General features: G+C 74.6%; 14 protein-coding genes. 9 read left to right on the top strand and 5 right to left on the bottom strand.

What is annotated here, in order from left to right; all coding sequences use genetic code 11:
- The first annotated feature begins 17 nt into the window (after positions 1-17).
- Both HOY81_RS04495 and rox read left to right on the top strand, forming a co-directional pair.
- Positions 18-3,656, top strand: coding sequence for an amino acid adenylation domain-containing protein (locus tag HOY81_RS04495; RefSeq protein ID WP_237318366.1), 3,639 nt, complete (start codon positions 18-20; stop codon positions 3,654-3,656).
- Between the two features lie 353 nt (positions 3,657-4,009).
- The gene (rox, locus tag HOY81_RS04490; protein WP_237318549.1) at positions 4,010-5,467 is read left to right on the top strand and encodes a rifampin monooxygenase; all 1,458 of its coding nucleotides are present in this window, start codon (positions 4,010-4,012) and stop codon (positions 5,465-5,467) included.
- Between the two features lie 67 nt (positions 5,468-5,534).
- On the opposite strand, the gene HOY81_RS04485 is transcribed toward rox, so the two are convergent.
- The 4 genes from HOY81_RS04485 to HOY81_RS04470 form a co-directional block, all read right to left on the bottom strand.
- Positions 5,535-7,298 (bottom strand): ricin-type beta-trefoil lectin domain protein, encoded by a 1,764-nt coding sequence (locus HOY81_RS04485; RefSeq protein ID WP_237318364.1) that lies wholly within the window; start codon positions 7,296-7,298, stop codon positions 5,535-5,537.
- 452 nt (positions 7,299-7,750) lie between these two features.
- Positions 7,751-7,993 carry a DUF6480 family protein gene (locus tag HOY81_RS04480; RefSeq protein ID WP_237318362.1) on the bottom strand — a complete coding sequence of 81 codons (243 nt, stop codon included), beginning with the start codon at positions 7,991-7,993 and terminating at the stop codon, positions 7,751-7,753.
- 22 nt (positions 7,994-8,015) lie between these two features.
- Positions 8,016-8,552: a Dps family protein gene (locus tag HOY81_RS04475; protein WP_237318547.1), complete on the bottom strand. Its 537-nt coding sequence runs from the start codon at positions 8,550-8,552 to the stop codon at positions 8,016-8,018.
- 259 nt (positions 8,553-8,811) lie between these two features.
- Entirely contained in the window at positions 8,812-9,579 is a 768-nt protein-coding gene (locus HOY81_RS04470; RefSeq protein WP_237318545.1) for a DUF1206 domain-containing protein, read from the bottom strand.
- Between the two features lie 365 nt (positions 9,580-9,944).
- Here HOY81_RS04470 and HOY81_RS04465 point away from each other — a divergent pair, with 365 nt between their 5' ends.
- Entirely contained in the window at positions 9,945-11,111 is a 1,167-nt protein-coding gene (locus tag HOY81_RS04465; protein WP_237318360.1) for a phospholipase D-like domain-containing protein, read from the top strand.
- A gap of 158 nt (positions 11,112-11,269) precedes the next feature.
- Positions 11,270-13,684, top strand: a complete 2,415-nt coding sequence (locus HOY81_RS04460) for a hypothetical protein (protein ID WP_237318359.1) — start codon at positions 11,270-11,272, stop codon at positions 13,682-13,684.
- A 7-nt stretch (positions 13,685-13,691) separates the two neighbouring features.
- Here the strand turns inward: HOY81_RS04460 and HOY81_RS04455 are convergent, their stop codons facing one another.
- A complete protein-coding gene (locus HOY81_RS04455) occupies positions 13,692-14,192 on the bottom strand; it encodes a GbsR/MarR family transcriptional regulator (protein WP_237318357.1) in 501 nt (166 codons plus the stop codon).
- A gap of 332 nt (positions 14,193-14,524) precedes the next feature.
- Here HOY81_RS04455 and HOY81_RS04450 point away from each other — a divergent pair, with 332 nt between their 5' ends.
- The 5 genes from HOY81_RS04450 to HOY81_RS04430 form a co-directional block, all read left to right on the top strand.
- Positions 14,525-15,037 (top strand): hypothetical protein, encoded by a 513-nt coding sequence (locus HOY81_RS04450; RefSeq protein ID WP_237318355.1) that lies wholly within the window; start codon positions 14,525-14,527, stop codon positions 15,035-15,037.
- A 124-nt stretch (positions 15,038-15,161) separates the two neighbouring features.
- Positions 15,162-15,905, top strand: a complete 744-nt coding sequence (locus tag HOY81_RS04445) for a 4'-phosphopantetheinyl transferase superfamily protein (protein WP_237318353.1) — start codon at positions 15,162-15,164, stop codon at positions 15,903-15,905.
- Between the two features lie 152 nt (positions 15,906-16,057).
- Positions 16,058-17,557 (top strand): PfaD family polyunsaturated fatty acid/polyketide biosynthesis protein, encoded by a 1,500-nt coding sequence (locus HOY81_RS04440; RefSeq protein WP_237318350.1) that lies wholly within the window; start codon positions 16,058-16,060, stop codon positions 17,555-17,557.
- Between the two features lie 25 nt (positions 17,558-17,582).
- Positions 17,583-18,449 carry an ACP S-malonyltransferase gene (fabD, locus tag HOY81_RS04435; RefSeq protein WP_272892351.1) on the top strand — a complete coding sequence of 289 codons (867 nt, stop codon included), beginning with the start codon at positions 17,583-17,585 and terminating at the stop codon, positions 18,447-18,449.
- 31 nt (positions 18,450-18,480) lie between these two features.
- On the top strand, positions 18,481-20,208 hold a 1,728-nt coding region (locus tag HOY81_RS04430; RefSeq protein ID WP_237318348.1), incomplete at its 3' end, for an SDR family NAD(P)-dependent oxidoreductase.

Below are 20,208 nucleotides of genomic sequence, written 5' to 3'. Positions count from 1 at the left end.
GTCATCGGGGGCAGAAGATGCATCACGCCGACCACGAGGCCGCCCGCGGGAGCGCCCCGGCCCGCAGGGACGCGCGCGTACCCGCTGCGGGCGGTGGTCCGGACGAGACCGTCTGGGAGCTGTTCGAGGCCCGGGCGGCGCACCAGGGGAGTCGGATCGCCGTCGTGGACGGGACGGTCAACATCGACTACGAGCGGCTGCGGGCCCGGGCGGAGGCGATCGCCGGGGAGCTGGCAGCGCGGGGCGTGGCGCCGGGGGCGCTCGTCGGCGTGTGCCTCGGCCGGACGTGGGAGCTGGTCGCAACCCTGCTGGGAGTACTGCGGGCAGGCTGCGCCTATGTGCCCGTGGACCCGGCCTACCCGGCCGAACGGGTGCGCTACATGATCGAGCATTCCCGGGTGGCGTCGGTGGTCGTCGACGCCGGTACGGCGGCGCTGTGCTCGGCGGCCCCCGATCGGGTGCGCCTCGACGAGGTGCCGGACCGCCCGGCGGCATCGCCGGCGGCCTGCTCGGCCGGTGATCTGGCGTACGTCATCTACACCTCGGGGTCGACCGGGAAGCCCAAGGGCGTGGCGGTCGAGCACCGCAGCGTGGTGGCGATGGCCGCCTCGATGCGCCGGCTGCTGGGCGACGAGGACCTTGCGGGCGTCCTGGCCGCGGCCTCGGTCTGCTTCGACCCCTCGGTGATGGAGATTCTGGGGACTCTCCTCCTCGGCGGCACGGTCGTCCTGTCCGAGAACGTGCTCGCCCTGCGCGAGCTGCCCGCAGCGCACCGCGTGCGTACGGCCGTCATGGTGCCGTCCGCGATGAGGGCGCTGCTCGCGACCGGGCGGCTGCCCGGTGGGTTGCGGTGTGTGGTGCTGGGTGGCGAGGTCCTGTCCCGTTCTCTGGTGGAGCAGTTGCACGCTGATCCTTGTGCGCCGCGGGTCGTGAACGTCTACGGCCCGACCGAGGCCACCGTGTTCGTCACCGCCGCCGAAGCGGGAAGCGGGCCGATCACCATCGGCAGCCCGGTCCCGGGCGCGCGGACGTACGTGCTGGACGAGTCCCTGCAGCCGGTGCCGGCGGGCACGGCGGGAGAGCTGGCTCTCGCCGGCGACCAGCTGGCCAGGGGGTACCTCCATGACGACGAGCGCACCCGGCAGAGCTTCCCGGCCCTCGCGCCGGACGGCCCGGTCCCGGAGCAGCGGATCTACCGGACCGGCGACCTGTGCCGGTGGACGGAAACAGGGGAGCTCGAGTTCCTCGGCCGCGCCGACCGGCAGGTCAAGATCCGGGGCCACCGGATCGAACTCGACGAGATCGAGGCCGTGCTGGCCTCGATGCCCGGAGTGCACGAGGCTGCAGTCGTCGCCACCACAGTCGAGGGCAAGAGCCTCCTGACGGCGTACGCGGTGCGCCGGCAGGAATCGGTGACGGCATCGACCGTGCGCTCCTGGCTGGCCGGCCGCCTGCCGAGATACATGGTCCCGCACCACGTCATGCTGCCGGCCGCGATGCCGAAACTGCCCAACGGCAAGGTCGACCGGCTTCGGCTCCCCGCCCCCGCGCACCACGGCGACGAGGTGGCTCCCGAAGGGAAGGCGGGCGGCGACGGCCCGGCCGCCTCGCAGACCGGACCCGGTGCGCTGCCCTCGCCGCACGAGCAGCGGCGCTCGGTACTGCTCGCCATGGTGAGAGAGGAGGCGGCGCTGCTCATCGGTGCCTCCGGCCCCGATGCGATCCGGCCGGACGAGCCGCTGGCCGCGCTGGGGTTCGACTCGCTGGACATCGCGGAGCTCACGGCGCGCCTGTCGCGAGGGCTGGCCACTGACCTGCCTGCGTCCACCCTGGTGGAGCAGATGACTCCCGAGGAGGCCGTCGACGGGCTGCCGGCGGTGCTGGGCCGTGCGCCCGGCGGCGAGGCGCGCGGGCGCCCGCAGGGCGTCGGGGCCGCGGACCGGCTCGAGGTGTTCCAGGACCAGGTCCGGTCCGGGCACCCGCCGGCCTTCGCCGCCAAGGCGCCGGCCTGGTCTGCGACCGACCGGGGCGCGCTCGTCCGGCATTTCCGGGGCCTCCTGGCGCGCTCGGGGCTGGACCCGTACGGAAAGGTCGTCCGCACCGGAAGCGCCGAGCGGGGTGTCGTCGCCGACCCGGGTACGGGCGAGGAGCATGAGGCGCTCATCTGGACCACCAACCTCTACCTCGGGCTCAACCGCGACGAGGGAGTGATCGAGGAGGCACGCAGCGCGCTGGGCCGGTTCGGTACCGGGATGGGTATATCAGCGGCGGGCTCGGGGCAGACCGGCCTCCACACGGATTTCGAACAGGAATTCGCCGCCATGGTGGGCAAGCCGGCCGCCTGCCTGTTCCCCACCGGGTTCACCGCGAGCCTCGGAGCCGTCGCCGGAATCGTGGGCGACCAGGACGTCGTGGTCATGGACCAGCTCTGCCACGCCTCCCTGGTGGACGGGGCCCGCCTGAGCGGCGCGAGGGTGCGGACCTTCCGGCACAACGACGCGGCAGACCTGCGGGCGGTCCTCACCGCGGAGTCCTCGCCCTACCGAACGACGCTGGTGGTGCTCGAGAGTGTGTACAGCATGGGTGAGGGGGCGGCGCCGCTGCGGGAGATCGTCTCCGCCGCGAAGGAGTCCGGCGCGCTCGTCCTGGTGGACGAGGCCCACTCGTTCGGGCTCTACGGAGTGCGGGGAGCCGGACTGTGCGCCGCGGAAGGCGTCACCGAGCACGTCGACTTCGTCCTCACGACCCTGAGCAAGGCCCTCGGGAGCATCGGCGGTGTGGTCGCCGCCCGGGAGGAGCACATCGCCTTGCTGAGGGCGTCGGCGAGGTCGTACGTCTTCCAGGCGAACATCTCACCTGCCGACGTGGCGGCGGCCCTCGCCGCCTTGCGCAGGGTCGCTGCGGGCGACGCGCTGCGGGCCAGGCTGTGGGATACCGCGCACTACATGCGGAAGCGTTTCTCGGACGCCGGCTACGAACTCGGCACCGGGGACGGGTTGATCATCACTCCCTTCTTCTCCGACGGCGAGAAGCTGCACGCGATAGCCCGAGGGCTCTTCCGGCGGGGCGTCCATGCCGCTGCCGTGACCTACCCGATCGTCGAGCGCCGGCGAGGCCGCCTGAGGTTCATCTGCTCGGCGTCCCACACCCGAGCCGACGTCGACGCGACGCTGCAGGCCCTGATCGACGCCGATGCGGAAGCCGCGGCAGTTCCCACGTCGCACGACGATATGGACCTGCGAGAGGAAAGGGACGAGGAGTCCACACGACCCGACGTGGCGGACTGGGCCGACGCGTTCACCACCCATCTGGAATCCGTCGTGGCCGAGCTTCCCGCACCGGCGCCACATCTCACGGTCACGATCGCACCGCCAGGAGGGCAAGGGGATCTTGTCATCCGGATCAACGAACACGGGGTCACCCGGGAACCCGGCAGCACCGCCGCGACGCCTGCCTGTTCCCTTCGCCTGGTCGACGATGCGGCAGCAGCCGCGCTGTGCTCACGGAACGTGGAGAGCCTGCTGGAGAGCGTGATCGCGGGCACCTGCGTGCTCACCGGCCATACACAGCCGTTCGTCTGGCTCATCGGACGACTTGGTGACTGGCAGAGTTCGACCTGCCCCGCGCCGGCCTCGCCGGACCCGCACGGGACGTGAATCTCCTCGCCCCCGGGGTGGCCGCCGAGCCGGACGTGGTCGCGCTCGTCCGCAAGGCCGCTGACCCGCAACAGCAATGGCAAGGAGACACAGCTCTCCTTGCCATTTTCAATGTATAGCAGATGGGGGGCCTTGCGGCAATACCCCCGTGGTGCCGCAGAATTACCGGCCGAAGCCGGAATCCGCGGAATGCGGAGATATGCGCCGTACGCCGGATATGCGTGCGCCGTACCGCACGAAGCGGCCGGCCGGGCAATCCATCGCACCGAAGGGGGGCCGTCGTGAACAACGGGACCGACGGGACCGACATGACCGATACGACCGACCGGATCAACGTGGCCGACGTGGCCGACGTGGCCGACGTGATCGTGGCCGGGGGCGGACCGACCGGCATGATGCTCGCCGCGGAGCTGCGGCTGCAGGGCGTCCGGGTGGTCGTACTGGAGAAGGACACGGAGCCGACCAGGCAGGTCCGTGCGCTCGGCCTGCACGTACGCAGCATCGAGGTGATGGACCAGCGCGGGCTGCTGGAGCGCTTCCTCGCGGCCGGCCGGCAGTACCCGGCCGGCGGCTTCTTCGCCGGCATTCCCAAGCCGCCACCGGAGCTGGACACCGCACACGGCTATGTGCTCGGCATGCCGCAGACCACCGTCGACCGGCTGCTGGCCGAGCGCGCCGGCGAGCTCGGAGCCGGGGTCCGCCGCGGCTGCGCACTGACCGGGCTGAGCCAGGACGAGGAAGGGGTGACCGCCGAGCTGGCCGACGGCACGCGGCTGCGCTCGCGCTACCTCGTCGGGTGCGACGGCGGCCGCAGCACGGTGCGCAAGCTGCTCGGCACCGGATTCCCGGGCGAGCCCGCGAAGAACGAGTGGCTGCTGGGCGAGATGGAGGTGGCCCTCCCGCCGGAGAAGATGGACGCCGCGGCGGCCGAGCTCGGCACGACCCACCTGCGGGTACGGTTCGGCCCCGCACCGCACGAGGAGGGGCTCTACCGCTTCGTCGTGGAAGCCGGGGACGTGGCCGCCGACCGCACGGCGCCGCCGGCCTTCGAGGAGTTCACCCGGCGGCTGCGGGAGCTCGCCGGCACCGACTTCGGCGTGCACTCCCCGCGCTTCCTGTCCCGCTTCGGCGACGCCACCCGGCAGGCCGAGCGGTACCGGTCCGGCCGGGTGCTGCTGGCGGGGGACGCGGCGCACATTCACCCGCCGATCGGCGGCCAGGGCCTCAACCTCGGCATCCAGGACGCCTTCAACCTCGGCTGGAAACTGGCCGCCGAGGTGCACGGCTGGGCCCCGGAGGGACTGCTGGACAGCTACCACGCCGAACGCCACCCGGTGGCCGCGGACGTGCTGGAGAACACCCGCGCACAGAGCGTCCTGATGTCCCCCGACCCGGGCCCGCAGGCCGTGCGCCGGCTGCTGTCGAAGCTGATGGACTTCGAGGAGGTGAGCCGGTATCTGACGGAGATGATCACGGCGACCGGGATCCGCTACGACTTCGGCGAGGGGCACCCGCTGGTCGGGCGGCGGATGCGGGACATGGAGCTGAAGCAGGGGCGCCTGTACGCGTTGCTGCACGACGGTCGCGGACTGCTCCTCGACCGGACCGGCCGGCTCTCGGTCGCCGGGTGGGCCGACCGGATCGACCACGTGGTCGACACCGGTGAGGAACCGGACGTGCCCGCCGTCCTGCTGCGGCCGGACGGACACGTGGCCTGGGCCGGCGAGGACCAGGCGGACCTGCTCCGCCAGGTACCGCGGTGGTTCGGCGCCCCCTCCGGCGAAGCGGGCCGTCCTGGCCCGGAGCGGTGACGGCCCGGACCGGTGACGGCCCGGACCGGTGACGGCCCGGAGCGTGACGGCGGGGGCCGCGGGGACGTCAACCTGTCGTCCAGCGCTGGTCCGCGTCGTTGCCGGCGGGTTCCAGGCCCAGTGGGGCGCCGGGGGCGGAGCCGTCGGGCGAGAGCGCGAAGCCGGGGGCGATGGCGGGCCGGATCACCCCCAGGGCGTCGGTCACGAAACGCAGGTTGACGCCGTTGTCCCCGTCGGCCGACGTACAGGGCCAGATGCCGACGCCCCGGTCGGTGTCCCCCCGCGAGTCCAGGCAGAAGGAGGGGTCGGCGTACACGTGGACGAGCCCCCGCTCGTCCAGCCGCCATCGCTGGGTCGGACGGGAGGCGCACCGGGCCATGACGACGTCGGCGCGCTTCTCCGGCGTCCCGTCCGCCACCTCCAGGCAGAGACCCGAGCCGAGGTTGACGAGCGGGGTGTAGCCGTCACCCACGCCGGGTGGCGGTGCGGCGGTCGCGCCCGGCCGGGAGGACGCTGTCGGACTCGGCCGGACGGACGGGCTGCGGGTGGGCGCCTCCGCCGACTCGTGTTCCCCGGGTTCCCCGGGCCCGGTGGACGCGTCCGGGACGCTCGTGGTGACCGTCACGGTGGGCGCCGGGGCGGCAGGCGGGAACACGGCGTCGCCGGCCGGGGTCCGGTCGTACGGGTCGGCGACGACCAGGGCGGTGGTCAGGAAGGCGGCCGCCGTGACGCCGCCCACCACGGTGACCGCTCCGAGCGGCGGCGGCCACGGGAGCCGGAGGCGCCGCCCGCGAGCGGCACGCGGGCTGCCACCGTCCCCATCGTCCTGGTTCCCCGGCGGGGCGGGACGTTTCGGTCCCGCGGCCCGGCCGGCGCCCTTCGCGGCGTGCCGGGGCTCCGAGCCGTTCCGGCGGCCCGCGCCGCCGGCGGCACGTAACGGCGCCTGGGGCGGGGCGTCGGGGCCGGCTCCGGACGGGTCGGCGCGCGGCGTGGCCTCGTCCTCCGGTGGCGTGGCGACCGGGCGCTGCTCGAGGTAGGTCTGGCCGCCCCAGCGGAGCAGTCCGTCCGCCAGCACGGCCCGCGGCTCGCGCAGCAGCAGCCGCAGCATCGTGACGGCCGTGCGGCAACATGTGCAGGTCGTCAGGTGGTCGTTCAGGTCCGCGCTGTACCGGCCCGCGGAGACCGACACCTCGATGATGCGCCGGAATCCCTGGCAGTCGGCCTGCCCATGGCGCCTGAGGTGGACCTCGAGATACGCCCGGGCGAGGGCGTCGAGGCCCCGGGACTTCAGGGTTCCCACCTCGCCGGGTGCGACGCCCAGCAGCAGCGCGGTCGTCGCGTCCGTCTCCCGGTCCACGACGCCGTACCACAGGGCGCCCCGGGTGCGGGCGGGCAGCTCGTCGTATCCGGCCGGCAGGGCGGACGCCTGCGCCGGGCGGTCCGTCTCCGCACCGCGCAGCCAGTCGGCGAAGGCGGGATCGAGCCGGTCGCCGTGTCCGTCCGCGGTCCACTGGCCGGCCGCCCGGTGCACCAGCAGCATCAGCCGGTGCCGCCACGGCCCCGGGTGGTCGAGTCCCTGCCGCACCTCGCGCACGCCCAGGGCGAAGGCCCGCGACCAGAGTTTGTCCCCGGCCTGCGGCGTCGCCCCGCAGAGGCGCGCGTAGGCGAGCACGGCGGGCAGGTGTCTGCGGCGTAGTTCCCGGGCCGCGCGGGACCGCTGGGCCCCGTGGCTCCGCAGCAGCTCCGTGAGCCCGGCGTCGGGGCTGCTCGCGCAGGCGTCGTCGGCCGGACCTCCGGCCGTGAACGGACCCGGATGGTCGGTCTCGAGCACGGTGGCACCCCCCTGTCCGTGGAGCCGTTCCGGCAGTCGCCGTCGCCGGCGACCGGCCGGTGCGCGTGCCCATAGTGGTGGATGACGGGGGGTGAGGAAAGGTCTCTGCCGCGCTGCGCACTGTGCCCGTGCACAGCGTTGGGGGTGCGGGGGCCCACCCGGGCCGCCACCGGTCCAGGCACGGCGGCGCCCCCGGTTGTGCGCCCGCGCAGCTCCGGCCGCGGCGAGCGGGGGTGTGCCCCGGGCGCCGCCGCGTCGTCGGCCCTACCGGCAGAGGTTCCGGAGAGGGTCGGGAGGCTCCGTGCAGGGGCGTGACGGTCGGGGCCATGGCGGCCGGGGCCGTGGCGGCCCGGGTCGCCCACGCTCACGCGACGGGCGGCCTGCGGGCGCGTCCATGACGGCGAGCGGCACCGGGCGGCCCCTGGGGCGGAGCCGCCGGCCGGGGCCGGGCGTCACCACATGTGGATCAGCCGGCCGACGAAGAACCCGGCGATGAGCAGGCTGAAGACGGCCAGCACGATCAGCGGGCCGGCGGACCAGCCGCGGACCGGGTTGTACTTCTCCTGGGGTCCCGTCTCCAGCGTGCTGCCCTCCGCCGGCGGCGTGTCCCCCTGCCGGAACTGGCTGCCGGGGGTGAGACCGGGGGTGTCGGAGGGGTCCGGGTCGGCGCTCTCGGAGCCGTCGCTGTGGGTCATGTCCGGTCCGTTCCGGGGAGGTTCAGGGCTGCTTCTTGGCCTGGCGGGCTGCGCGCTCGGCGGCGTCCCGTTCGGTGTCGGCGCCCGCGGTGCTCAGGGTGCCGCCGGCGCTCTCCAGATGCGCCCGGACGAACCACTGGAAGAGCTCCAGCTCGCGGAGCTGCTCGATCAGCAGGTCCTGGGTGATGGGGTCGGGCTCGTCGGTGGCCCGTACGGCCTTCCGGTGGTCCTCGATGATGCCGGTGTAGACGAGGTCGAGGGCGCCCAGGTGTTCGATGGACTCGGCCCGGCCGACGGCGTAGTCCTCCCAGCCGCGCTCGGCGACGAGCACGCCGGGGGTGCCGGGCGGGGAGCCGCCGAGGGTGGAGATCCGTTCCGCGGTCTTGTCGATCATCTCCCGTACGGAGTCGACCTGGGGGTCGAGCATCTCGTGCACCGCGATGAAGTGCGGCCCGACGACGTTCCAGTGGATGTGCTTGAGCGTCAGCGCCAGGTCGTTCAGGGCGTGCAGCCGGCCGCGCAGCAGCGCGATGACCTCTCCTCCCTGAGCGCCCGTCATCCCCGGGACGGTGTACTTCGGCGCGGGCGCCTCTCCTGCCACAGGGCACTCCTCTCGGACGGTACGGCCGCGGCGGGCCCGCGGGCGCCCGGACAGTCGACCACCGCGGGGCGGCCGGGTGCCGCACCGCTCGCCGGGGGTTGGGCCGGTCGGCGCACACGCGGCATCCGTTGGGGCGGGCCGGCCACCGGGCGCATCCGGACGGAGGGACCGCGGGTGCTCCTCCGCCGGAGCGTCCCGCTCCGGCCGCCGGGCGCCGTCAGGTCCGGCGCCAGCGGGCGACGGCGAAGGAGAAGGCGCCGAACAGCGCCAGCCCCAGCGCGATCGCGGCCAGCAGCCAGGGGCCCGCGGGGCTGTCCGCGAAGGTGCGGAGGGTGTCGTCCATGCCCTTGGCCTCGTCCGGGTCGAAGTCCCGGGCCGCCTGGAACGCGAAGACACCGGCCGTCGCGAAGACGACGCCGCGGGCGATGCCGCCGGGCACACCGGTGCCGTCCACCAGCCGGCGCGCGTTCCGCGTCATCGCGCCCCAGCGCAGGTCCTCGTGGTACGTCCGGCGGGCGGCCCGGACCGCGATCCACACGCCCGCACCGACCACCCCCGCGGCCGCGACGCCGACGATCCACCGCCCGCCGGGCAGCCCCAGGGCCTGCGCGGTCACGTCCTGGGACCGCCGGTCGCTGGAGCCGCTGGAGCCGTCACCGGCCGCGAAGCGCAGCACCGAGTAGGCGACGAAGGCGTAGAAGGCGGAACGGGCCGCGGAGAGCGCACGCGTCGGGGCCTTGTGCCCGCCCGGCCCGGAGGCCCCGAACCAGGCCTCGCTGAGCCGCCACACCGCCATGCCGGCGAGCCCGGCTCCCAGTGCCCAGAGCAGGAAGGCACCGAACGGCTGCCCGGAGAGCTGCCGCAGAGCACCGCCCCGGTCGGCCTGGTTGCCGGTGTCCTGGAAAGCCACCTGGAGCGCGAGCAGCCCGACCAGCAGGTAGATGACGCCGCGTGCCACGAAGCCCGCGCGGGCCGCCCGGTCCATCGCGGAGCTGCGGGCCGCCCGGCGCGCACGCGCCCGGCCCTGACGGATCACCGAAGTCGTCAACTCACCCTCCTGTGCCGGGGGCCGGCCCGGGCCGGCCCGGGCTCCTCCCCGGAGGACGCCGGACGGGCGAGCGAGGCCCGCCCGTCCGGCGTCGCAGGGCCGTACGAAGCTCCTTGTGGCCGCAGAAGCGGTCGGCAAACCCCCGGCTCCGGGAAGGGAGACTCCGGCCACACCGGCGCATCGGTGCCGCGGAACGGGGAACGAGAGCTCTCCGGACCCCACGGCCGCGGGCCTCCCACCCACCCCTCCGGCCGCCACGCCCGCCGTCCGTACCCCCGCGACAGAGAGAGGACCGTACCGCCGTGACCACGACCGCAGCCCGCCCCCAGCGCCTGCGCCGAAGACTGGAGCGGCTCATCGGAGTCGCGGCCACCGAGGGGAACGCCGTCCGGCCGCTGCGCAACGGCGACGAGATCTTCCCCGCCATGCTCGACGCCGTCCGCAGCGCGGAGCACACCGTCGACATGATGACCTTCGTCTACTGGACCGGTGACATCGCCCGGCGGTTCGCGGAGGCCCTGGCGGACCGGGCCCGGCACGGCGTGCGCGTCCGGCTGCTGCTCGACGGCTTCGGCAGCCGGCCGATCGAGCGGGACCAGCTCGCACTGATGGAGGAGGCGGGCGTGCAGGTGGTGTGGTTCCGGCGCCCCGCCCGGCTGTCCCCGATCAGACAGAACCACCGCTGCCACCGCAAGGTGCTGATCGTCGACGAACGGACCGGCTTCACCGGCGGGGTGGGCATCGCCCGGGAATGGTGCGGCGACGCCCGCGACCCCGGGGAGTGGCGGGACACCCACATCGAGGTCCGCGGCCCCGCCGTGGACGGCCTGGCCGCCGCCTTCGCCCAGAACTGGGCGGAGTCCGGACTCGACCTGTTCGACGCGCGGGACAGGTTCGTCGAGGTGCCCCCGCAGGGAGACGCGGTGGTCCAGGTGGTCCGCGGCTCGGCGGGCTTCGGCTGGCAGGACATGGAGACCCTGATCCGCGTGGCGCTGGACTCCGCCGAGCGGCGCTTCCGGCTGGCCACCGCCTACTTCGCACCGGACTCCTACTTCGTCGGGAAGCTCTGCGACGCCGCCCGGCGGGGCGTGGAGGTGGAGATCCTGCTGCCCGGTCCGCACACGGACAAGCGGGTGTGCCAGCTCGCCGGGCAGTGGCACTACCGGCCGATGCTCGACTGCGGGATACGGATCTGGCAGTACCGGCCGACCATGATGCACGCCAAGGTGATCACCGTCGACGGCATCGCCTCCCTCGTCGGCTCCACCAACTTCAACCGGCGTTCGCTCGACCATGACGAGGAGGTCATGCTCTCGGTGATCGACGCACCGCTCACCGCCACCCTGGACGCCCATTTCGACGAGGACCTGGCCCGCAGCGAGCCGATCGACCCCCGCCGCTGGAGACGCCGCTCGCTCGTGCAGCGCACCCGGGAACTGGCGGTGCTGCCGGCGCGGCGCTTCCTGTGAACGCGCGGCACCGGCCGGCCCGCGGCCGGTGACCCGCCGGCCGGTCGTGCCCCCTCCCACATGCCGGTCGGGAGTTGCCTGGGGAACGACGGACCGGGAACGCTGAGTACGGCCGCGCGACGCGGCCGGGACGACGGAGCGCCGAAGGGAGACCCACGTTGACCGCGCCGGGTGCCGAGGACCGTACGAGTCCGGGAGCGGCAGGCCCCCGGGGGTGGCGCCGCGCCCGCTGGGTGGCGCCGGCCCGCGTGCTGGCGGCGGTGCTGGCGGCGGTGTGCGTGACGGCCCTGGTGGGCGCGCAGACGGTGCGCAGCACCGTGCTCGACCGCGGCTTCTACCAGGGTGTGCTGGACGAGCAACGGGCGTACGACCGGCTCTACGACGAGGTGCTGGTGGACCCGGAGGCCCGGCCGGTGACCCGGAGCCTGCTGGCCCGGCTGCCGGTTCCGGAGTCGGTGGTGACGGCGAACCTGAAGACGGTGCTGCCGCCGGCGACGGTGCGTCAGCTCACCGACGAGCAGATCGCCGCGCTGGTCGGCTATCTGCGCGGGGACGACCGGACGCTCGGCGTCACGGTGGACCTGGCACCGGTGCTGGCGAACGTGCACCGGTTCGCCGGGGTGTATCTCGGCGAGCTGGTCTCCGCTCCGCGGGGCGGGCGGGAGGCCGACATGTCGGCCGTGGTGAAGCGGATCGACCGGGCCCTGGAGGACGTCGCGGCGGGCCGCCGGCCCGCAGACGTGCCCCGGGTGGACCTCGGCGACCGGGCGGCGGAGAAGGTCACCTCGGTGCTGCTCTCCGCGGTGCCGCGGGACGAGCGGGACGCGCTGCGGCCGCAGGTCGAGGGGGCGCTGCGGGTGGGAGACGTGGCGACGGCGCTGGCCGCCGTCGGCCCGCACCTGCCCGGCAGCCGGGCCCGGAACGGTGCCGACCAGGGGGAGCGGGAGCTGCTCCGGATCACCGAGGGCGGCCGGTGGAACGTGGTGCAGGACCTGGAGAGCGCGGGCGCGGACCTCGCCGCGCTGGAGTCGGCGCGGGACGTCACCCGGCTCGCGCTCGGGCTGGTGCAGGTGGTCGCCGTGCTGGCCGGCCTGGCGGCGGTGGCGTTCCTGTGGCTCTCCGGGCCGCCCGCGCGGACCCGGCGGCTGTATGCGGTCGGCTGGGCGCTGGCCGGGGGCGGCGCCCTCGCGGCCGTCGCCTTCCAGGCCGTACGGTGGCGGGCCGGGGCGCTGGTGTGGCAGGCGCCGGAGTCCTGGCCGTCGTCCGTCGCCGCCCTGGTGGAGGACCTGGAGCGGGGCGCCGTGCACGCGGTCACCACGGCCGGCCTGTCCGCCGCCCTCGCCCCGCTGCTGACCGGCCTGCTGCTGGTGGGCGCGGCCGTCGCCTGGCAGCGCTACCGGGCCGCGCGGGAGCTGCCCCGGCGTACCCGCACCGGGCTGCTGGGCGGGGGCGCCGCCGTCGCCGCCGCGGCGCTCGCGCTCGGCGTCGCGCTGGCCCCGACCGCGGCCCGGGGTTCGGACGAGACCCACTGCAACGGCTCCGCCGAGCTGTGCGAGCTCCGCTACGACCAGGCCGCCTATCTGGCCACGCACAACGCGATGTCCTCCACCGCCGACCGGTTCATCAGCCCGCTCCAGGACGGCGACATCACCACCCAGCTCGACGAGGGCGCCCGCGCCCTGCTGATCGACACCCACACCTGGGAACGGGCGGACGAGATCGCCGAGCGGCTGCGGGTCTCCGAGTTCGCCCCCGGCATGCGCCGGGAGATCACCGGCGTCATCAACGAGGCGAGCCCGGCCCGGCCGGGCCTGTGGCTCTGCCATGCGGTCTGCCGGGGCGGGGCGATCCCGCTGGTGGAGACCCTGCGCGAGATCGGGGGCTGGATGGAGGACCACCCGGGGGAGGTGGTCACGCTGATCGTGCAGGACGGCATCACCGGCGAGCAGACGGCCACCGCGTTCGAACAGGCCGGTCTGGAGGATCTGCTCCACACGCCGGACGACGATCCGGGAGCGGCGTGGCCGACGCTGGGCGAGATGGTGGAGGAGAACCGGCGCCTGGTGGTCTTCGCCGAGCGGGCGGACGGCCCGGCGCCCTGGTACCGGAACTTCTACCGGTACGGGATGGAGACGCCGTACGCCTTCGCCTCCCCGGAGGAGATGAGCTGTGCGCCGCACCGGGGCGGGACCGGCAAGCGGCTGTTCCTGCTCAACCACTTCGTCACGGACGCCGGCGGCAGCCGGCTCGCCGCCGGCCGGGTCAACGCCGAGGAGTTCGTGCTGGACCGCGCCCGCCGCTGTGCGGAGGTGCGCGGGCGGCCGGTCACCTTCGTCGCGGTGGACTTCGCCAACCTCGGGAACGCCCGCGGCGCCGTGGAGACGCTGAACGCCGCGCGGGCCGACGATCCGCCCGCGGCCCCGACGCCCTCCGGCACGCCCTCGCCCACGCCGCCGGGGACGCCCACGGGCACGCCGGCGGGGACGCCTGCGGGCACCCGGCCCGGGACGCCGTCCCCCACGGGCTCCCCCGGGCCCCCGGACGCGTCGCCGGGGTCGCCGGGCGCCTCCTGAGAGCGGGTCAGGGGGTACGGCCGGTGCCGCGTTCCTCCTCCCACCGCTTCCAGAGGAGCGGCATCTCCTTCGCCAGCCAGGCGTAGAAGTCGTGCATGGTGCGCAGCCGTTCCTTGCGCGACTCGGGCGCGTCCCGCAGCACGTGCAGGCCCTGCTCGGTGATGTCGACGAACGACTGGTAGTGCTCGGACTGGGCCTTGGCCAGGGAGGGCCAGACGCCCTCCTTGATGCGGTAGTAGTCCCGGCGCTCCCCCGGCCGGGAGAACTTCTCCACCATGCCGCTCGGCACGAGGAACCGGGTGGCCGCGCTGATGGAACCCTTGCTCGCCTGGAGGACCTCGACCAGGTCGCCCGCCGTCTGCTCCGGCGGGTCGCAGATGAGCAGCCAGCCGAGGACCCGGCCGGCCATGCGGAACAGCCCCTGGCGCTCGAGGCTGAGGGCGGCCTCCTCGACGAAGGCCAGTTCCTCGTCCGTAGCGACGCGCTTACTCCGTGCATCCTGTTCCATTCGTTCAGGATACACCGAACATGGGGAACGAGCGGCTCCCCGGCGCCACGGACCGCCGCTCGGGACCACCGGGGGCGTCCTCCGCCGAAAAGGCCGGACACGACCGCGACAAGACTGCGCGAAGGCACCGCGAAAAATGCGTCAGCGCATACCAAGAGAAACCACCGAGAAAATCTCAGGCCGTCGCCAGAGAAAGCGCAGGAGAATGTAAAGCGCCAGGTGGGAAGGGGTGCTTCACAGTCACGAAAACGTCAGTAAAAGCACAGGCGAGGCCCTTCCGGCGGCCGCTCACATCGCTTGACCGGCGCATTTCGGCGACAATACTCGGGGGCATGACAGAAAACATCGAGGGCGCCCTTTCGCCGCGCTCCACCCTCACCGAGGCAGAGAAGAGTTTCGTCCACAAGGTCGCCGCGCACTACCACGACACCGACGGCATGGAGTGGGAACGCGGCTATGTCATCGGCTGGGTGATCATCAACTACCCGGCCAAGCAGAGCGCCGGCGACATCGCCAAGGCGCTGGACATCCCCCGTGCCCCCGTGGACTGGATCGCGGACCTGCTCACGCCGCCCGGCGTGCTGATCCGCGAGGACATCCCCGGCGGCGACGACTACTACATCACCCTCAACGACTCCGCCTGGCCGGTGGCCGTGGAGCACTCGTTCCGCAAGATCCCCAACTTCCACTCCGTGATGCGTCACGGTCTGGAGGTGCTGCGCGACGAGCCCGCGGAGCGCCTGGAGCGGCTGGTCCGCATGGAGCAGCTCTACGGCGTCATCTCCAAGGAGCTGGACGGCGTCTTCGACATCTTCGACGAGCACAGGAAGGAGCAGGCCGGCTGACGGCCCGGCCCGCCCGTCCGCGGGTCCCCCGGGGGCGCCGGCCCCCGGGGGACCGCCCCCAGCAGATGCGCAGCAGCCCAGGGCCACGGGGCACGCCACCGGGTCCGGAGAGCCACGAGGGACCATGACCGGGGAATCCCGCGCCACGCTGAACAGGACGGACGTGCACCTGTGGATCGCGCCCTCCACGGGACCGTCCGGCGAGCCGCGCCGTCTGCGCGAGTACGCCGCGGACCTGTCGCCGGAGGAACGCCACCGGGCCGACCGGTTCTACTTCCTGCACGACCGGGCGCAGTTCGTGACCGCCCGCTCCCTGCTCCGGCGCTGCCTCTCGCAGTACGCCGACATCGCGCCGTCCGAGTGGGAGTTCGAGTTCAACAGCTTCGGCAAGCCGGCCGTCCACCGCCGGCTCGGCGTCGACCTGGACTTCAACCTGTCCCACTCACGCGGGATGTGCATGCTCGGCGTCACCCGCGAGCGGCCGATCGGCGTCGACGTGGAGAAGCGGGACGCCCGGATCTCCCTGCCGGACCTGCTGCACCAGGTGCTCTCCGAGGCCGAACTGGAGGAGCTGCGGCACCTGCCGGCCCGCGCCTGGAAGAGCCGCTTCCTGGACGTCTGGGTCTTCAAGGAGGCTTACGCGAAGGCACGCGGGCAGGGCATCTCGCTGCCGCTCCGCGACATCTCCTTCCTCTTCGCGGGCGGCCCGCAGCCGCGCCTGACCCTGAAGCCGTCGCTGGGCGACCGCCCGGACGACTGGCTGTACGACTTCGTGCGGGTGCCCGCCGACTTCCACGCCGCGGTGTGCATCGGGCGGCGCGGCGACGAGCGGCTCCGGCTGGTCCTGCGCGAGCCGCCCCGGTACTGAGCCCCCGCCCGCACCGGCCTCCCCCACGCCCGTCGCGCCGGCTGCCCGTACGCGCGCCTTGCCCGCACGTCCGCCCGTACGCACCACCGCACGCCCCGCCGCACCCGCGGGCAGCACGAGCCCGCCGACCCGACACGCCCTGGAGGACTCCCGTGCACAGCCACACCCGTACGACAGGCAGCCGGGCGGCACCGGCGCCCGAGGCGCCGCTGCGCCCGGAGGACCTCGGCAGCCCGGCGTTCCGCGCGGACCACGGCGTGGCCTACGCCTACGCCTCGGGATCGATGTACAAGGCCATCGCCTCCGTCGAGCTCGTGGTCCGGATGGGCCGCGCCGGGCTGCTGGGCTATCTCGGCACCGGCGGCCTGAGCGAGGACGAGCTGGACTCCTCGCTCCACCGGGTGCGGTCCGCGCTCGGCGACGACCGCCCGTACGGCATGAACCTGCTCTCCTCCCGGCCGGAGCGCGAGGACCGGACGGTGGACCTCTTCCTCCGGCACGGCGTGCGCCGCGTGGAGGCCGCCTCGTACGTGCAGATGTCGCCCGCGCTGGTGCGCTACCGCCTCACCGGGGCCCGGAGGCTGCCGGACGGCACCGTGCGGCCCGCCCACCTGGTGCTGGCCAAGGTCTCGCGGCAGGAGGTGGCCGAGGCGTTCCTCTCGCCACCCCCGCCGGAGGTGGTGCGGGAGCTGGCCGCGGCGGGGCGCATCACGCCGGACGAGGCCGCACTGGCCGGCTCCCTGCCGATGTGCGACGACCTCTGCGCGGAGGCCGACTCCGGGGGCCACACCGACCAGCGGCCCATGCTCGCCCTGCTCCCGGCGATGCTGACCACCCGGGAGAACCGGGCCGCCCGCTTCCCGGCCGCCGCCCGGGTGCGGGTCGGCGCGGCCGGCGGCATCGGCACGCCGGAGGGCGCCGCGGCGGCGTTCGTGATGGGCGCCGACTTCGTGCTGACCGGCAGCATCAACCAGTGCACGGCCGAGGCCGGCACCAGCGACGCCGCCAAGGACCTGCTGCAGTACGCGCAGGTGCAGGACACGGCGCTGGTGCCGGCCGCGGACATGTTCGAGATGGGCACCAAGGCGCAGGTGCTCCGCCGCGGCCTGTTCTTCCCCGCGCGCGCCAACAAGCTCTACGAACTCTGGCTGCGGCACGGCTCCCTGGACGACCTGGACGAGACCACCGCCGACCACGTGCAGCGGCGCATCCTCGGACGCTCCTTCGCCGAGGTCTGGGCCGAGGTGCGGGAGCGCTACGCGCGGAACCGGCCGGAGGTCGTGCGGCGCGCCGAGGAGGACCCCAAGCGCCGGATGGCGCTCGTCTTCACCTGGTACTTCGCACGGGCCACCCGCTTCGCCCAGGAGGGCAGCACGGACAGCCGGGTGGACTTCCAGATCCCCTGCGGCCCGGCACTGGGCGCGCTCAACGAACGGCTGCGCGGCACCGCGCTGGAGGACTGGCGGGACCGACACCCCGACGACCTCGCCCGGCTGATCATGAGCGGCGCCGCGCAGCTCCTCACCCGTGCGGGACGCCCCGCCGGAGCCCCGGACCCGGCCGGCGGCTTCCCCGCCCCGGCCGGGTCCGGCGCACCCGCGACCCCCGCCGCACCCGCAGCGCCCGCACCCCGCCCGATCGCCGTGGCCTGAACCCCAGACCGAGGAGAACCGGACCATGACGCTCATCCACCTGTTTCCCGGCCAGGGCTCGCACCGCCCGGGGATCGGCCGGGACCTGTTCCCGAAGTTCCCGCACCTGGTGCGGCAGGCCGACGCGGTGCTCGGACGCTCCGTCGAGGACCTGTGCCTGCACTCCTCCGCCGCCGAACTCACCGACACCCGCAACACCCAGACCGCCATGTACGTCGTCGGCGCCCTCTCCTACCTCGACCGGGTGCGCGAGACCGGCGAGATCCCCGACGTGGTCGCCGGGCACAGCCTCGGCGAGTACGTCGCCCTCTTCGCCGCCGGCACCTTCGACTTCCTCACCGGCCTGGAGATCGTGGCGCAGCGGGCCGAGCTGATGGCCCGGGCGCCGGAGGGCGGCATGGCCGCGGTGCTGGGCGTGGAGCCGGACCGCATCCGCGACCTGCTGGCACGGCACGCGCCCGAGGTCGACGTCGCCAACCTCAACGCACCCGGCCAGACCGTGGTCTCCGGCCCGCGCGCGGACATCGGCCGGCTGGCCGAGGTCTTCGGCGACGAGGCCCGGGCCGTGGTGCCGCTGAACGTCGGGGGCGCCTTCCACTCCCGCCACATGGCCGCGGCCGCGGAGGAGTTCGGCGCGTTCCTGACCCAGTACCGGCTGGCCACGCCCCGTCTGGAGGTCGTCTCCAACGTGACCGCCGAGCCGTACGGCACCCAGGACCCCGCCACGCTGCTCACCCGGCAGATCGCCGCCCCGGTCCGCTGGTCCGACTCGGTCGCCGCCCTGCTGGAGCGGCCGGAACCGGAGTTCCACGAGGTCGGCCCCGGCCAGGTGCTGACCGGCCTCGTCGCCCAGGTGCGGGCCGGCCACCGGGCGCCCGCCCCGTCCGCCTGAACCGCACGAGCGAGTGAGTCGAGAGGCGATCATGGAAGATCAGACGACGCCGACCCGGGTGCGGGCCTCCGCCGACGTGGTCGCTGCGTTCCGGCGCGCGAGCGCCGACGAGAACCCCCTGCACGTCGACGCCGGCTACGCACGACGCACCGCGTTCGGCGAACCCGTGGTCTACGGCGTGCTCGGAGCGCTGCTCGCCCTGGCCGGGCTGGAGCCGCGCCCCGACCGCGCGCCTGCCCGCGTCCGGGCCCGCTTCCAGGCCCCGGTACTGGCCAGGCAGGAGTGCTCCCGGGACGTCGTCGAGGACACCCCCGGCCGCGCCGTCGTCCGGCTGCGGGACGGGGAGCGGGTGCTGCTCGAGGTCACCGTGGACTTCCGTACGGGCCCCGGCGCCGCGCCCGTGCCGGTGCCGCCCGACGCGGGAGAGGGCCGCGCACCCCGCACCGAGGCGCGGGACGCGGCACCCGCGGACCTGGTCCCGGGACTGCCCGTGGGCGCCGGCTACGCACCGCGCTGGGCGGCCCTGCGGGAACTGACCGGCACCCTGGACCTGACCGGCCGGGGCCTCGGCCCGGTGGAGGCGGGCGTGCTCTGCTGGATCAGCTATCTGGTGGGGATGGAGGCACCCGGCCGTGCCGCGCTCCTCTCCGAACTGGACGTCGCCTTCGAGGCCCCCGCGTCCTCCGAGACGTCCTCCGCTGAGGCCCCGGAGGCACCGGAGGCCCCGGAGTGCGCCGGGGAATCCGCCGGGGAGACCGCGACTCCGGACGGTGCTGCCACCGACCGGCCGGGGGCCGCGGGGCCGTTCGTCACCCGGGCCACCGTCACCGAGCTGGACGAGCGGTTCCGGCTGCTCCGGCTGGAGGGCACCGCCGAGGCGCCCGGCCTGCGGGCCCGCGCCCGGGTCCGGGCATTCCACCGGGAGGACGCGCCCGCCACCGACGTGGCCCGGCTGGCCGCGCTGCTGCCGGAGGGCCGGCCGCTGGCCGGCCGGACGGCCCTGGTGGTCGGCGCCAGCCGCGGCCTGGGCGCCGCCGTGACCCAGGCCCTGGCCCTCCAGGGCGCCCGGGTGTACGCGGGATTCCACCGCAGCGCCGACGACATGACGGCGGTGGCAGCGGCGCTCGGCGAGGACGCGGCGTCCCGCATCCACCCGCTGCGCGGCGACGCGGCCGACGCGGAGTGGTGTGCCGCCGCGGTGGACCGCATCCACGCCGAGTCCGGGCGCCTCGACCTGCTGGTACTCAACGCCTGCCCCGCACCCACCCGGATGCCGCTGGCCCCGGACGCCTCGGCCCGTGCCGCGGACCACCTGGCCCGCGCGGTCGCGCTCGCCCGTGAGCCCCTGGCCGCCTGCGCCGCCCGGGTCGCCGCGGACGGCGGCCGGGTGCTCGCGGTCTCCAGCGCGTGGGCGGCCGACCCGCAGCCCGGCTGGTCCGCGTACGTCACCGCCAAGTCCGCCGTCGAGGGGCTGGTACGGGCCGCCGCGGCCGAGTTCCCGGAGGCGTCCTGGACTCTCGCCCGGCCGCCCCGGCTGCGCACCGCCATGACCGCCACCCCGCTGAGCACCGGGCCGACCGCGCCCGTCGAGCCCGTGGCGGCGGCACTGGCCCGCGCGGCGGCGGAGCCGGCCGCACCCGGCCGCACGGAGGTGCTGGAGTTCGCGGAGGACGGCACACCGGCCACGGACGGCGCGGCGGAGCCCCCGGCCGCCCGTCCGGACGGCGCCGGGCTCGGCGGGGCTCCCGCCGCGGGGGCC

The organism is Streptomyces sp. JJ36, assembly GCF_021696945.1.
Classification (GTDB): Bacteria; Actinomycetota; Actinomycetes; order Streptomycetales; family Streptomycetaceae; genus Streptomyces.
This window is presented reverse-complemented; position numbering and strand designations above follow the sequence as displayed.

Bases quoted from the DNA above. Each gene is read 5' to 3' on its own strand.
- HOY81_RS04495 (WP_237318366.1), top strand. From the start codon at position 18: ATGCATCACGCCGACCACGAGGCCGCCCGCGGGAGCGCCCCGGCCCGC.
- HOY81_RS04480 (WP_237318362.1), bottom strand. From the start codon at position 7,993: ATGACCCACAGCGACGGCTCCGAGAGCGCCGACCCGGACCCCTCCGAC.
- HOY81_RS04475 (WP_237318547.1), bottom strand. From the start codon at position 8,552: ATGACGGGCGCTCAGGGAGGAGAGGTCATCGCGCTGCTGCGCGGCCGG.
- HOY81_RS04470 (WP_237318545.1), bottom strand. From the start codon at position 9,579: ATGGACCGGGCGGCCCGCGCGGGCTTCGTGGCACGCGGCGTCATCTAC.
- HOY81_RS04455 (WP_237318357.1), bottom strand. From the start codon at position 14,192: ATGGAACAGGATGCACGGAGTAAGCGCGTCGCTACGGACGAGGAACTG.
- HOY81_RS04450 (WP_237318355.1), top strand. From the start codon at position 14,525: ATGACAGAAAACATCGAGGGCGCCCTTTCGCCGCGCTCCACCCTCACC.
- HOY81_RS04445 (WP_237318353.1), top strand. From the start codon at position 15,162: ATGACCGGGGAATCCCGCGCCACGCTGAACAGGACGGACGTGCACCTG.
- fabD (WP_272892351.1), top strand. From the start codon at position 17,583: ATGACGCTCATCCACCTGTTTCCCGGCCAGGGCTCGCACCGCCCGGGG.